This is a genomic window from Rhizobium leguminosarum, assembly GCF_019798305.1.
In the GTDB taxonomy this organism is placed as follows: domain Bacteria; phylum Pseudomonadota; class Alphaproteobacteria; order Rhizobiales; family Rhizobiaceae; genus Rhizobium; species Rhizobium leguminosarum_U.
Genome location: NZ_JAAXDD010000001.1, coordinates 609,316 through 621,860 on the forward strand (window position 1 = coordinate 609,316; position 12,545 = coordinate 621,860).

Annotated in this window: 11 protein-coding genes; 6 read left to right on the forward strand and 5 right to left on the reverse strand. The window is 60.3% G+C overall.

Annotated features, from left to right (window positions below; all coding sequences use genetic code 11):
* Positions 1 to 30: 30 nt before the first annotated feature.
* Together HFO99_RS02805 and HFO99_RS02810 are read right to left on the reverse strand one after the other, a co-directional pair.
* Positions 31 to 471: a DUF2267 domain-containing protein gene (locus HFO99_RS02805; RefSeq protein ID WP_064250491.1), complete on the reverse strand. Its 441-nt coding sequence runs from the start codon at positions 469 to 471 to the stop codon at positions 31 to 33.
* 92 nt (positions 472 to 563) lie between these two features.
* The gene (locus HFO99_RS02810) at positions 564 to 1,613 is read right to left on the reverse strand and encodes an AI-2E family transporter (RefSeq protein ID WP_222359089.1); all 1,050 of its coding nucleotides are present in this window, start codon (positions 1,611 to 1,613) and stop codon (positions 564 to 566) included.
* A gap of 25 nt (positions 1,614 to 1,638) precedes the next feature.
* Here HFO99_RS02810 and HFO99_RS02815 point away from each other — a divergent pair, with 25 nt between their 5' ends.
* From HFO99_RS02815 to HFO99_RS02825, 3 genes are all read left to right on the forward strand, one after another.
* A complete protein-coding gene (locus tag HFO99_RS02815) occupies positions 1,639 to 2,697 on the forward strand; it encodes an alpha/beta fold hydrolase (protein ID WP_261322956.1) in 1,059 nt (352 codons plus the stop codon).
* Positions 2,698 to 2,878: 181 nt separating this feature from the next.
* On the forward strand, positions 2,879 to 3,553 hold the full coding sequence (locus HFO99_RS02820) for a L,D-transpeptidase (RefSeq protein ID WP_222332230.1): 675 nt from the start codon (positions 2,879 to 2,881) through the stop codon (positions 3,551 to 3,553).
* A gap of 14 nt (positions 3,554 to 3,567) precedes the next feature.
* Positions 3,568 to 4,104, forward strand: a complete 537-nt coding sequence (locus HFO99_RS02825) for an OmpA family protein (RefSeq protein WP_222359091.1) — start codon at positions 3,568 to 3,570, stop codon at positions 4,102 to 4,104.
* A 272-nt stretch (positions 4,105 to 4,376) separates the two neighbouring features.
* Here the strand turns inward: HFO99_RS02825 and HFO99_RS02830 are convergent, their stop codons facing one another.
* Positions 4,377 to 4,847 carry an Hsp20 family protein gene (locus tag HFO99_RS02830; RefSeq protein WP_025396923.1) on the reverse strand — a complete coding sequence of 157 codons (471 nt, stop codon included), beginning with the start codon at positions 4,845 to 4,847 and terminating at the stop codon, positions 4,377 to 4,379.
* Between the two features lie 254 nt (positions 4,848 to 5,101).
* Here HFO99_RS02830 and HFO99_RS02835 point away from each other — a divergent pair, with 254 nt between their 5' ends.
* On the forward strand, positions 5,102 to 5,452 hold the full coding sequence (locus HFO99_RS02835; protein WP_222359093.1) for a hypothetical protein: 351 nt from the start codon (positions 5,102 to 5,104) through the stop codon (positions 5,450 to 5,452).
* Between the two features lie 110 nt (positions 5,453 to 5,562).
* Here the strand turns inward: HFO99_RS02835 and HFO99_RS02840 are convergent, their stop codons facing one another.
* Complete coding sequence (locus HFO99_RS02840) at positions 5,563 to 8,025, reverse strand: beta-glucosidase (protein ID WP_222359095.1); 2,463 nt, start codon at positions 8,023 to 8,025, stop codon at positions 5,563 to 5,565.
* Between the two features lie 195 nt (positions 8,026 to 8,220).
* Between HFO99_RS02840 and HFO99_RS02845 the strand changes: the two genes are divergently transcribed.
* Positions 8,221 to 8,859, forward strand: a complete 639-nt coding sequence (locus HFO99_RS02845) for a TetR/AcrR family transcriptional regulator (protein WP_222359097.1) — start codon at positions 8,221 to 8,223, stop codon at positions 8,857 to 8,859.
* Between the two features lie 67 nt (positions 8,860 to 8,926).
* On the opposite strand, the gene HFO99_RS02850 is transcribed toward HFO99_RS02845, so the two are convergent.
* On the reverse strand, positions 8,927 to 11,953 hold the full coding sequence (locus HFO99_RS02850; protein ID WP_222359100.1) for an alpha-mannosidase: 3,027 nt from the start codon (positions 11,951 to 11,953) through the stop codon (positions 8,927 to 8,929).
* Positions 11,954 to 12,287: 334 nt separating this feature from the next.
* Here HFO99_RS02850 and HFO99_RS33245 point away from each other — a divergent pair, with 334 nt between their 5' ends.
* On the forward strand, positions 12,288 to 12,476 hold the full coding sequence (locus HFO99_RS33245) for a hypothetical protein (protein WP_168271934.1): 189 nt from the start codon (positions 12,288 to 12,290) through the stop codon (positions 12,474 to 12,476).
* Positions 12,477 to 12,545 lie beyond the last annotated feature (69 nt).

The following is a 12,545-nucleotide window of genomic DNA, read 5'->3' on the forward strand; positions in this document are numbered from 1 at the left end:
GTGGTTGCGGCTCCTGCCACTCTCGAGGCCCTAATGGCGCATATCCGGATCCGGCCAGAGCGCCTGGACTTCTGCCGGCAGTCCGTGGCGGACTTTCCGCACCTCGCCCGGATCTATATAGTGGGAAAGCACCCGGAAAACCGATCGCACGGCCTCCTTCGCGTCTACCGGACGCGTCGATGAAAGCTCGTCGTTCACCTGCTCCAGGAACTCATCCAGGGAACGTGATCGGACGGGTTGTTTGGAGGGATCGTAGCGGTCGTAATAGGCGCCGCGCACAAGGAGTGGCAGCTGTGCCGACAGATGCGCAGCCAGATCGATCGGCAGACGATCTCTCAACGTATGAAGAACCGCGCCAAGCACATGCCAGGCAAGCTGCCGATCAGGTCCCTGGTCGGCCATCAGATCGTCGAGCCATATATTTGTGGTTTGAAGCGTCTTATCGAAGACGGCGACACCCGAAGCGCTCATGGCTTCACCTCCATGATGATGGTTCGAATCTGTTGAACCACTCAGGGAGATGAAAGTTCCGGAAGCAATCGTTAAATGCACCGGCCGCTTCGTCAGGAATCCGACGTGCCCTCCTCCTCGACGAAAATTCCCCAAGCGGCGATGAAGAGAGCGGCTATCAACGGCCCGATCACGAAACCATTTATGCCTACGAGAGAAATGCCGCCAATGGTGGAAATGAGGACGACATAGTCGGGAAGCTTGGTCTCCCTGCCGACCAAGGATGGCCTCAGAAGATTATCGACAAGACCGATGACGAGGGCGCCGACCGCAACCAGCACAATCGCCTTCACCCAAAAGCCGGCCAGGGCCAGGTAAATGGCCGTGGGCACCCAGATCAATGCGGCGCCGACTGCAGGCAGCAGCGAAAGAAAGCTCATCAGTACGCCCCACAGAAGAGCCGGCTCGACGCCGAGGGCCCAGAAGGCGATCCCGCCGATCGAACCCTGGATGATGGCGATGATAATATTGCCTCGCACGGTCGCGCGAACGACCGAAGTGAATTTGGAGGTGAAGCGAAGTGTATGAGCATCGCTGAGAGGCAGCGCTCTTCTGATGGCGCGGGCAATGGCGCGCCCATCCCGGAACATGAAGAACAGGAGATAGAGCATCACGCCGAAGGTGACGAAGAACCGCAGCGTATTCTGACCGAGGCTCAAGGCGCGTCCGGCAAAAAAACCGCCGCCCTGCATCAATGCCGAGGAAACGCGGTCCTGAAACGTATCGACGCCGTTCAGCTCGATGCTCCGGAGCCAGTCGCGGAGGAACAAGGGCAATGCTTCCTGCAGATTATGAATGAAGCTCCGGACGTCGATCTCGCCGCTGTCCATACGTTGATAGAGATGGTTGCCCTGCTGGACGAGTGAACTGAGGACGATCAGCCCGGGAATGATAACGACACAGAGACAGATCAACACAGAGAGCGCTGCAGCGAGGTTTCCCCGCCCACCCAGCCGAGCCTCCATACGGGCGTGAAGCGGGAAGAAGATGATAGCGAGGACGACTGCCCAGAATATCGCCGAATAGAACGGTAGCACGACGGCGACGAACGCAATGGTCACGAGGACGAGAAGCACATAGAAACTGACACGCTGAAGGAGCATTCGATCTTTCCGCTTCGAGACCGCGATGATGGTAGCACAGATAAGGCGGCAGCGCGGGGCCTCCCTTCCATCCTACTCTAACGGCTCGATGCCGCAGGCGCCGTCCCGCAACCGGCCGGAACTTCTTCTTCCGATTTTAGTTATGCGGCTCATGTTAGTGAAGCCAGGCCAGCCGACACTCGGAACAACAATTCACGTCGAAGATCAGGATGTTCACATCCTTGACGGTGGCAACTCACATGGCATTCCAGTCCTCCTCCTGCATGGCTGCGGCAGCCTTGCGCAGGAAATTTTGCTTCCCTTCGACAACAGCGATTTCCGGATCATTGCTCCCGACCGGCCTGGCTATGGACTGAGCACGCCGCCTGCACCGGCTGAGCGTGGACCTGAGGGACAGTCCTTCTGGCTTGAACGCCTTCTCGCGTCCCTTGACCTGCCGGAGGTGAGGATCGTCGCTCATTCGATCGGCAGCGCAGCGGCGTTACACCTCGCTGCAAGAAGACCAGACCTCGTCAGGGGACTTTTTCTGATTTCCCCATGTTGCGCGCCTGTGCCATCGAAGCCGTTGATTGTGCTTAGATCGGCGGTCGCTCCGGTGGTCGGGCCGTTGATCCGCCAGCACGTCATCGGCCGGTGGCCCGCGTTTTTTCTCGATCGGGGCCTGAGGTCGTCCTCTTTTCCCAATCCCCTGCCTTCTCATCTCTCGGACCTGCCGGCCTCTCACGTGGTCAATCCCGTTACCATCCGCACGATGGCCGATGAGTTGCGCGCCTTCAACCGAGACATGGAGCGCCTTCCGGATCTGCCTGGCGATCTTCCCCTGCACGTTCTCTTCGGGATGGCGGACCGCGTGATTTCACCGAACTGGCATATTGATTGGCTTCGCAGGAAGCATCCGGGGCCGATCGTCAGATTGCTGGAAGGTGTCGGGCATTTGCCCCATCATGTGGTCCCTGGCGTTGCGCGAGAGATGCTTTGTGATGTTGTGGAGCTATCGGCACAAGAATCGAAACTCCCGCGGGTGGTGAGGAGCATCGGCTCACAGGCGGTTGCAGAAGCGAGTGCCGGTCTCGAGAGGAGATGAATCCCCGGCCCTCCAATACGAGGCGCCGCGGCATTCCAGAGTAACGATGGGGCAATACCAGACACAGGAGGCTCGTGAACCGATCTCCGCCTTCGGGGCGGAGATGATTTTTCTGTTGTGGCAAATGAAAAATCTGATTTACTGACGCTTCGCTGCTTGGCTTTAAGGGGGGATATTGCCGATGCCGTGGACTCGCAGAAATATTGTGCTGGGTGGATTGGCGTTACTTGGTGCCGGTGCAGTCCGGAAACCGGCATTTGCCGCGGCGTCTTCCTATTTCGACGGCACTACCGTCGATAATGGCGTGACGTTCCGAAGGACCAACTTCGCCAAGATCGACAGACAGTGGCACCGCCAAGTCGTCAAATATTTCAGCAGCGAACCGATCGGCACTGTTGTCGTCGATACGAGGCACCATTTTCTCTACGTGATCATGGAGAACAAGACGGCCATCCGCTACGGCGTCGGCGTCGGCCGCGAGGGCTTCAAATGGTTTGGCCGCGCTACGATCGACGATAAATCGCTGTGGCCGCGCTGGACGCCGCCGCCGGAGATGCGCAAACGCCATCCGGAACTGCCCGAATTCGTGGCGGGAGGCTCACCGAAAAATCCACTCGGTCCCCGCGCCATGTACCTGCATCGCGACGGCGTCGATACCGGCTATCGCTTCCACGGCACGCTGGAGCCGTGGAGTATCGGCAAGGATGCCTCCAGCGGCTGTATCCGTATGTTTAACGAAGACGCCATCGATCTTTACCAGCGTTGCCCCATTGGCACCGCGGTGCAGGTTCTACCGCATATTGCCGATCAGGCTGAAACTGCCGCCCAGGTCAGCCAGACAACCACGGTCGAATAAGGAATGTCCCCTTGATGTCTATTGCGACCGGATTTACCAGGCGCCTTCTCGCCGCGACAATGCTATTGGCGCTTGCCGCCTGCTCCACCACCGAACTCGCCTCGCTGGAAGAACCTGCGGCGGTGCCAATGACCGGGCAAACGAACGATCCGGCGCCTGGTTTCGAAAACGTCGCGGCTGGCAGCGAGCAAGATTTTATCCTGAATGTCGGCCGACGGATTTATTTTACACAGGACTCCGCCAAGCTCGATTCCGTCGCCATGGCGACCTTGGACAACCAAGCCAACTGGCTCAACAACAACCCCTCCTGGATGCTCAAGCTACAAGGATTCGCCGACGATTCAGGGTCCGCGTCCAACATGGAGACGCTGTCGCAGAAGCGTGCCGACGTGGCAATGGCTTATCTGATCTCAAAGGGCGTGGACGCAAAGCGGATGTGGGCCAAGGGTTACGGGAACGAACGCGAAGTCCGCGACTGCACGGAGCGGTCCTGCAAAGTGCAGAACCGGCGCGTCGTCTCCAACCTCCGCAAGCAGCCCGACGCCGTCTGATCTCTTCGCGCCCATCGTGCAACAGGAGAAGCCACGAAGTTCGCGGCAAAACGACGCCGCGTAGGACCGCCAGACTAAGGGCCGGCCACCAAGCCGGCCCTCCTGCATCCAACTCAATTCAGGATCGCGCTACCGGAACAGAGGCTCCGGAGCGGAGCTTGTCAAGAAGCTTCGAGAACACACGCTTTCCCGCGTCCTTTGCACCTGCCCCGCGGCGTTTCCTGATTTCGACCGTGAACGGCTTTTTTCGGGACTTCATCGAGAAGCCCTCATTAAGCCACCTGGCGCTCGGCTTCGATCTGAAGAGGCGCCTGCTGAAAGGAGCCGTCTCCAATGGCGATTTTGCGCGGCTTCATAGCTTCCGGCACCTCACGCTTCAGCGCGATCGAGAGAATACCGTTCGTCAGCGAGGCATTCTCGACCCTGACGTGGTCCGCGAGTTCGAAGCGACGTTCAAACGCGCGCCCGGCAATGCCGCGATGCAGATATTCGCCATCCTTCCCTTCGGCCTTCTGGCCTTTCACCACAAGCACGTTCCGCTCCTGGGTGATCTCGAGATCGGCCTCGGCGAAACCGGCGACTGCCATCTGGATCCGATAGTCGTCTTCGCTCGTCTTGACGATGTCATAGGGTGGCCAGGTCTCGATCGCCTGCAGCCGCTGCGCATTGTTCAAGAGGTTGAAGACCCGGTCGAAGCCGATGCTGGACCGGTAAAGGGGTGCGAAGTCAAGTTCGTTTCTCATAGCCATATCCTCCGTAAAGCAACATGGAATGGAGACGCGTCGGAAACGCGTCCCCGGTCTGGTCGACCCGCCTTTGCGCTGTCGACGACAATGATCTGGTTTCGAGCATTTTTCGATTCAAGAGGACATCTAAAAAAATTTTTGGTCGAGGCTTCAGGCAGACCGCAAGCCTCTTGAACGCTGTTTTCCTTCACCTAAATCGAATGGTGCCTGAAGATGTTCTTCGCTTGTGTGGGAATTTTTGGGAGAAGTTCATGACCAGCAAAAGCATCAGCACGACCACTCCGGATGGCGTCATCGAGGCGATCTCCGCCTCGCACATTCTTCATCCCAATCTCCATTTCACCTCTCCGAACGAGGTTCTCGCCGCCGACATCTCTGCGCAGGAGAAGAGAGCGATCCTGGCGTCGTGGGCTTCGGATCTCTATGCGGTAGAGTCCGTTCCGCAACTGCGGAAGCCGCCTGGCGTGCCGTCTCCGGTTCGTTATGCCGATATCATTACCGCGCTCAAAGCTCTGGATAGCGGAGGTGGTACGGCAGGCCATGTCGGGAAAGGGCTCCGACGCTCTCGTCCTTGGATGACGAGCCATATCCGAGCTCGTTGAACTCTGGTGGAGCGATAGTCGCGCTCCTATCGCCTTATCGAACGCGCCCCTTGTCGATCGAAAGCGACCGCGACGATGACATGGCGGACTATCCGGTGTGCGACTACGGCCTACTGCGAAGTCGGCAGCAGATAGGCGGGTAGCGACGGCAGATCGATGACGAACCTGATATCCGCGGCATTGGCCGCCACGACCAGTTGGTAGTCGCCGGGCTCAGTGCGGAAGGCGCCGGCCTCAACGTCGAAATAAGCGAGATCACGCGGCAGGATCTTCATCACGGCTGTCCCTGTTTCACCGGGCAGCAGCGAAAGCTTTGAAAAGGCGCGCAGTTCCTTGTCCGGCCGCTCCACCTTGGATTTTGGCGGGCGCACATAGAGCTGGACCAGTTCCGACCCGGCCCGGTCGCCGATATTGGTCAGATCGACTCTGACAGTCACGCCTTCGGCACCCATTTCGCTGGCTGAGAGCCGCGGCTCGCCCCAGCTGAAGCGCGTATAGCCAAGGCCGAAACCGAAGGGGAAGAGCGGCTCGACAGCGTGTGTATCGTGGTGACGGTAGCCAACGAACACGCCTTCGGCGTAACGCACATGCCCGTGCTTACCCGGATAGACGGCTGGATCGTCTGTTATTGCGGAATTGTCGGCAAGCGCCTTCGGGAATGTCTGCGGCAAGCGTCCGCCGGGCTCGACATCGCCGAACAGGACATCGGCGACGGCATTGCCCAGCTCCTGTCCGGGATACCAGATCTGCAGCACGGCGCGAACCTTGCCGAGCCAGGGCATTTCCACCGGGCCACCGGTCTGCAGCACGACCACGGTGTTGGCGTTGACGGCCGCAACACGCTCGATCAGTTCCTCCTGCCGGCCGGGAAGCCGCATGTCGGGCAGGTCCAAGCCCTCGGTATCCCATTCGCCGTCGCGGCCGACGAAGAGCAGCGCCACATCGGCATTCAGCGCCGTCTCGACGGCTTCCTGCATATCGGCCTCGCCCAAGGGCCTTTCGACGCCGAAGCGAATGGCCGTGAGGTTGATCCCCTCCCCGGTCGCCACCGGCGTGTCGTATTCGACGGTGACGGTATAGGTCTTGCCCGCATCGAGCGCCACCTTGCCGCGCTGTTCATTATTGGCCGTGCCGAAATAGTTCTCGCCGCGTGTCCAGCCGTCATGGCCGTCGACTGTGAGCCTGCCATCGACGAAGAGCCGCGCCAGTCCGGCATTGGTCATGCCGAAGACATGATCGCCGCTCTCTTCCGGCGCGAATTGCATCGTCATCCGCGCCGAGAAATCGGTGGGGTCGAGTTCGCCTGATGGCAGCTCGAACCAGAAGAACTCGCCCTTGTCGACGGTCTCGACATGGAGCGGATTACCCCGGCAGCCGCGTCCCTTGAAATATTCGACGGTGATCTTTCCCTCGGCCACCTCGATCAGACGGTTATGGCGGCAGCCGACGGCGTGGCTGATGCTGTTGGCATTGGAAAGGGCGGCTCGAATGCCTTCGAACGGGCTGACTGTGTAATGCGCCGCGATCTGCGCGCTGCCACCGCCCATGACGCGCGCGCTCGCAGCGTTTGGTCCGATGACGGCGATCCGGTCGAGCGACGTCTTGGCAAGTGGCAGGATGCCGTCGTTCTTCAAAAGGACTGCGCCTTCCGCGCCGAGACGCCGGATCAGCGCCCGGTCTTCCGGCAGGTCGACCGCCTGCTCCGTGAGGTCGGGCCTCTTCTCGAACGCGACGACCCGCTCTAGCAGAAGCAGGATGCGTCGCGCCGCCGCCCGCACCGTTGCGGCTTCCACCCTGCCTTCGCGCACGGCCGCGACCAGCTTCTCGCCGCGATTGCGCGCCGGGCCAGGCATCTCGAGATCGAGACCGGCATTGATCGTCTCGGCCGTCGAATGCGAACCGAACCAGTCGGACATGACGATGCCGTCGAATCCCCATTCCTCGCGCAGCACCTTGGTCAGCAGCCACTGATGCTCGCTGGTGTAGGTGCCGTTGAGGCGGTTATAGGAGGACATGACGGCCATCACGCCGGCGCGCCTGACAGCCTGTTCGAAGGGCGGAAGGTAGATTTCACGCAGCGTCCGCTCGTCGATATCGGAAGACATCGTCTGCCGCTCGATCTCGGATTCGTTGCCGGCGAAGTGCTTGATGGTTGCGGCGATCCCCTGGCTCTGTACGCCCTTGATATAGGCAACCGCGAGTTCCGCGGTCAGCATCGGATCCTCGGAATAACATTCGAAATTTCGCCCGTTGAGACCGGAACGATGGATATTCACCGTGGGCGCGAGCAGCACGGCGGCACCCTTGCTCTTCGCCTGGTGGGCAAGCGCCACGCCCATGCGCTCGACGAGATCTGGATTCCAGGTGGCGCCGAGCGCGATGGCGACAGGAAAGCAGGTCGCCTTGACGCCGCCGACCAGCGAACCCGCGCCGCGAGCCCCATTCGGCCCGTCCGTCACCTTGATCTTCGGCACATCAAGACGTTCGACGGGAACGGTCGTCCAGAAATCGGCGCCGGATAGCAGCGAGACCTGCTCTTCGAGCGTCATCTTCTCGAGAATGGAATCGATCATGCAAACCTCTCCTTCAATTGAATTCGGCATTGCGAAGCGCTGGCCGAGCATGCCAGGTGCCAATTCCGGTGACGCCAACGTCTCCACGCGCCACGCAGTTGTTAAACCTACCGATTACTCGGTATTTTTAAGATGTCAACTGCCGAACCGTGATGTATGGATGGAGGGCGCGAGAAAGAGGAGGTGGAAGAGGCGATGGCAGAATTTCTCGAATCGAAGACCGGACAGGACGAAAAGCGATGGCGCCGATCTCGCAAGGGCGAAGCGCGCCGCGCGGAGATCCTGTCGGCTGCGATGCGACGCTTTGCCGAAGACGGCTACCAGAATGCTGCCATCGGCGATGTGGCTCGCGACGTCGGCCTGTCGCTGCCCGGCCTGCTGCACCATTTCCCGACCAAGGTCGATCTCCTGCTTGCCATTCTGGACAGGCGCGATCTCGAATGTGAAAGCTTCATCGGGCCCTACCGCTCCGATCTCCGCGGGCTGCTCAAGGGCATGGTCGAGGTCTTCCGCCGCAACGCCGAAATGATCGAGGTTCTCAGGGCGTTCGCCATCCTGAATGCCGAGAGCCTTATGAAGGATCACCCCGCCAAGGCATGGTTTCTCGATCGTGCCACCCAGCTGCAGAACGACATCGCCGCCACCTTCGAACTGGCCGTCGCCGATGGCTCGATCGACGGCAAGATTAATGGCAAGGCGATGGCGGCTGAACTGATCGCCGTGATGGATGGCCTTCAGATGCTCTGGCTGCGCGATCCCACCCGCTTCGATATGGTCGGCGGCTTGGAAGCTTATGTCGGCCGCCTGCTGGCGAGCCTTGGTTTAGAGGGCTGAGCTTGGTTGCGCGCCGCGGATCATTCCGCGGCACCGAAACGAAGGAGCCATCTGCCAAGACAAGGCGTCAGCCATTCTGCAACTTCCAGGTCCGGATTTCGAACGGCATGATATCGGCAGGTCCCTTTCGCTCCATCGGCTCCTCGAGAATGTTCAGCGGCTGCGATGCTTTCCATCCGGAAGGCAGGCCGAGGGAGAGCCTGCCACGCCGACCGGCCGGTTCGTAAAGGCGCAGGATAAGACCATCGCCCTCTTCCGCCGGCTTCAAGCCTGAGAACGCGACGGGGATTCCGGTGACCGCTAGCGGCGCAAAAGTGCCGGCGGAGAGGCCGCTGGCTTCAGCCGAGACAAGCGGTTGGTTGAGATCGATCGCCTCGTCGAGAACGCCGCCTTCATGCCAGGCGCCCTCATGCGGCATCAGCGCATAGGTGAAGCTCTGCTCACCTTCGTCTGCGAGCGGATCCGGATAGATCGGCCCGCGCACGAGGCTCATGCCGATCACGTTGCCGCGCGCGCTATGGCCGTATTTGGCATTGTTGAGCAGCGCGACCCCGAAATCCGGCTCGCTGATATCGACGAAGCGGTGCGCGACGGCCTCGAACATCGCCTGCTCCCAGGACGTGTTCGTGTGCGTTGCCCGCTCGACGATGCCGAAGGCGCATTCGAACGTCGCCTTGCGGGCCTGCGCGGCGACCGGGTTCAGGGTGCGCAGAAGCGTGCGGCGATCATGCCAGTCGATCGTCGTTTCGATGTCGAGCCGCCTGGCGTTGGCCGTCAGTACATAGGTCTGCGTGACGCTCGAATTCCGGTAACGGCGAACGACGCGGATCGCCGCGCGGTGTGGCCCCTTTTCCACGAGGGTTATACTGTCAGGCGCGTCGAGGCGGACGGCCTTTTCGGCATAATCCGCATCGATGTCCCAGGCGTCCCAGTTGCGCGGCTTGTCGGCCGGATAGACCCAGAGCTGGTTTGCGGAACCATCGACGGCTTCGCGGCCGGTCGCCTTGTGGATAAGGCTCGCAACCGCTCCGTCCTTGCCAATGACGACCGCGAGGTGGTCGTTTTCGAGACGGTCGGGGCCTGCCTTCAGCCCGCCCGCCGGCTTGAGTGAGCCCTTGTCGAAGACCGCGACGGATAAGGGCGCGACGAGATCGGCGGCCGCGATGACCGTGCCGTCGGAGAGTGTCGCGTTGAGCGGCCTCGGCGCAAGAGACGGATTGACGACGACGAGGGCATCGCCGACCCCGCCCTTCGGCAGCTTGGCCGACAGCGCTTGCAATGCCATCGCCTGTTCCGCCTTGGCACGTTCGATGACGCCTCCCAGTTCCTGCTCCGCATCCTGATAGACTTCACGGATGCTCGAGCCCGGCAGAATGTCGTGGAACTCGTTTTTCAGAACCACGCGCCAATCCGTCTCGAGGCTTCGGGGCCTGCCTGCTCCGAGCATATGCGCCAGCGAAGCAATTGTCTCGGCGGTGATCAGCGCCCGTTCGGCCTGGCGATGCTTGCGCTTGACGCCGCTTTGCGACGTTAGCGTGGCACGGTGCAGTTCGAGATAGATTTCACCGTCCCACACGGGAAGGTTCTTTTCCCCTGCGGTGCGGTGCGCCTGCTCGTAAAAGCTTTTGACTGTGCCCCAGCGCGCCTGCGGGATAGCCGGGAAATCGCGCAGCTGCACCTCGCGTTCGACCATCTCCGGCGTGACGCCGCCGCCGCCGTCGCCGTAGCCGACGGCCAGCAGCGAGGTATCGTGCTGCGTCTTGCCGCGGAAATTCTTCCATGTCGGCACGTAGCAATCGGCTTGCACGAAGCCGTTATAACCCTGCATCGGATTGTCGAACGTGTGGGTCAGCACCCGGCTGCCGTCGAGGCCCTTCCACCAGAAGAGATCGGAGGGGATATGGTTGGTCTCGCTCCAATTGACCTTGATCGTAAAGAAGCTGTCGATGCCGCCCTGTCTCAGGATTTGCGGCAGCGCGCCTGAAAAGCCGAAGCAATCCGGCAGCCAGCAGACCGTATGGCGTGTGCCGAAGGTCTTTTCGAAATAACGCTGGCCATAGAGAACCTGACGGGCGAGGCTTTCGCCGGTCGGCATGTTCGTGTCGGGCTCCACCCACATGCCGCCGACCGTTTCCCACTTTCCGTCCGCGACTTTCTTCTTGATGCGCTCGAGAAGCTCCGGGTCTTCCTCTTCCATCTGCGCGTAATAATGGGCGGTCGATTGATTGAAGCGGAAATCGTCGGAGCGCTCCATCAGCGAGAGCGCCGTATTGAAGGTGCGCCGCATTTTCCGCCGCGTTTCGCGATAGGGCCAAAGCCAGGCGAGATCGATATGCGCATGGCCCGTCAGCAGCAGCTCTCCATTCGGCGGGAAGCGCTTCTGCAGTTCCTTCAGCCGCGCCGTCAGAGCCTCGAAGGCCGTGGCTGCCGAACTGCTCTGCTCGTCGGTCAGGCCTGCCGGATTGACCTCAAGCTCTGGCAGTTCCCAGATCTTCTGCTGCATGACAGCGCTAGATGTGCGGGAGATATAAGTCGCCGTATCCGACGGCCAATCGAGGCTGCGCAACGCATGCTCGGCGGCATCCATCAGATGCGGCACGACTTCATGCTCGCCTAGCACATCGATTGCCTCGGCAACCTGCTTTAACAGAAGATGCAGGCGGTGAGCTGGGCCATCGAGCCAGATAAACCGGGCCTTGTTGAGCCGTGGAGCGCGATTGGGCTCGCCGAACGGAAAGCGGGCGACGGTTTCCGTTGCGATCGAAAAGCGGCGGCCCTTCAGCGGGAATTCCTGATGATAGGGATCGAGACCGAATGTTTCCGTCTCGCCGTCGGGGTAGCTGAGCGTAATCAGGCTCTCGCCGCCGAGGTCGAGCTGCAGGCGAATATCGTCGAGAGGCCATGCCTTTGGCGCTTCAGCGGTCGCGGCAAAATGCACCACTCCCTGGCGGTGCGGCCAATCCTGGTGATGGCCAATCGGCTCGCCCTCGAAAGTCCAGCCGTCTATCGCAGCACTTTGTCGATCTCGCCAATGGGCCAACTCGGCAATGCGAACTTTGAGACGATCGAGGCGCTGGGCAATGGTCAGAGGCATAGCTTATCCTGTTGAAAATCGACGGAGAACGATCCGGAGTCATCGCTTTGGGAGATGAAGATGGTGCGACAAGGATCGCGTTTTGCCGGCCCCTCCTCCCAGTGGGTCCTTTTTGGCGCTTAGATTAAGTAACTTTGATTTGCCGTCAAGTGCGAAAGAAGGACTCCCGGGTTTGCGAGAGTCCCAGCCGTTCCCGATCGGAAACCGGTGATCGGACCTTCACCGAATAACGAGATCTTGATCGACAACAATAGTTATCGAAAACCCCGTCGGCCCTATTTGACGGAGAATTGCCCTGATATCGCAGATTTCAGGCAGCGCTGGGGAGGGTGGGATGTTTCAAGTCCGCAAATTATTGACAGCCACGATAGCCGTCATCGTGGTTGCCGTATCGTCGTCATCCTGCACGACGACCTCGAATGACTCGATGCAAACTGGCTCGGTTGGATATAGCAGCGTCGACTATGGGCTCAGACCTGCCTGCCGCGACGGCTTCGGCAACGATCGTCCTTGCAGCTATTAACGACCGATAGCTATTAACGACCGATAGAGTGAAGCTCCGATTGCTGTGTCGTTTCGAGGGTCTGTTGAC

Excerpts from the sequence above, each read along its gene's own strand:
- HFO99_RS02805 (WP_064250491.1), bottom strand. The coding sequence starts at position 471 with ATGAGCGCTTCGGGTGTCGCCGTCTTCGATAAGACGCTTCAAACCACA.
- HFO99_RS02810 (WP_222359089.1), bottom strand. The coding sequence starts at position 1,613 with ATGCTCCTTCAGCGTGTCAGTTTCTATGTGCTTCTCGTCCTCGTGACC.
- HFO99_RS02815 (WP_261322956.1), top strand. The coding sequence starts at position 1,639 with ATGATGGTAGCACAGATAAGGCGGCAGCGCGGGGCCTCCCTTCCATCC.
- HFO99_RS02820 (WP_222332230.1), top strand. The coding sequence starts at position 2,879 with ATGCCGTGGACTCGCAGAAATATTGTGCTGGGTGGATTGGCGTTACTT.
- HFO99_RS02825 (WP_222359091.1), top strand. The coding sequence starts at position 3,568 with ATGTCTATTGCGACCGGATTTACCAGGCGCCTTCTCGCCGCGACAATG.
- HFO99_RS02830 (WP_025396923.1), bottom strand. The coding sequence starts at position 4,847 with ATGAGAAACGAACTTGACTTCGCACCCCTTTACCGGTCCAGCATCGGC.
- HFO99_RS02835 (WP_222359093.1), top strand. The coding sequence starts at position 5,102 with ATGACCAGCAAAAGCATCAGCACGACCACTCCGGATGGCGTCATCGAG.
- HFO99_RS02840 (WP_222359095.1), bottom strand. The coding sequence starts at position 8,025 with ATGATCGATTCCATTCTCGAGAAGATGACGCTCGAAGAGCAGGTCTCG.
- HFO99_RS02845 (WP_222359097.1), top strand. The coding sequence starts at position 8,221 with ATGGCAGAATTTCTCGAATCGAAGACCGGACAGGACGAAAAGCGATGG.
- HFO99_RS02850 (WP_222359100.1), bottom strand. The coding sequence starts at position 11,953 with ATGCCTCTGACCATTGCCCAGCGCCTCGATCGTCTCAAAGTTCGCATT.
- HFO99_RS33245 (WP_168271934.1), top strand. The coding sequence starts at position 12,288 with ATGTTTCAAGTCCGCAAATTATTGACAGCCACGATAGCCGTCATCGTG.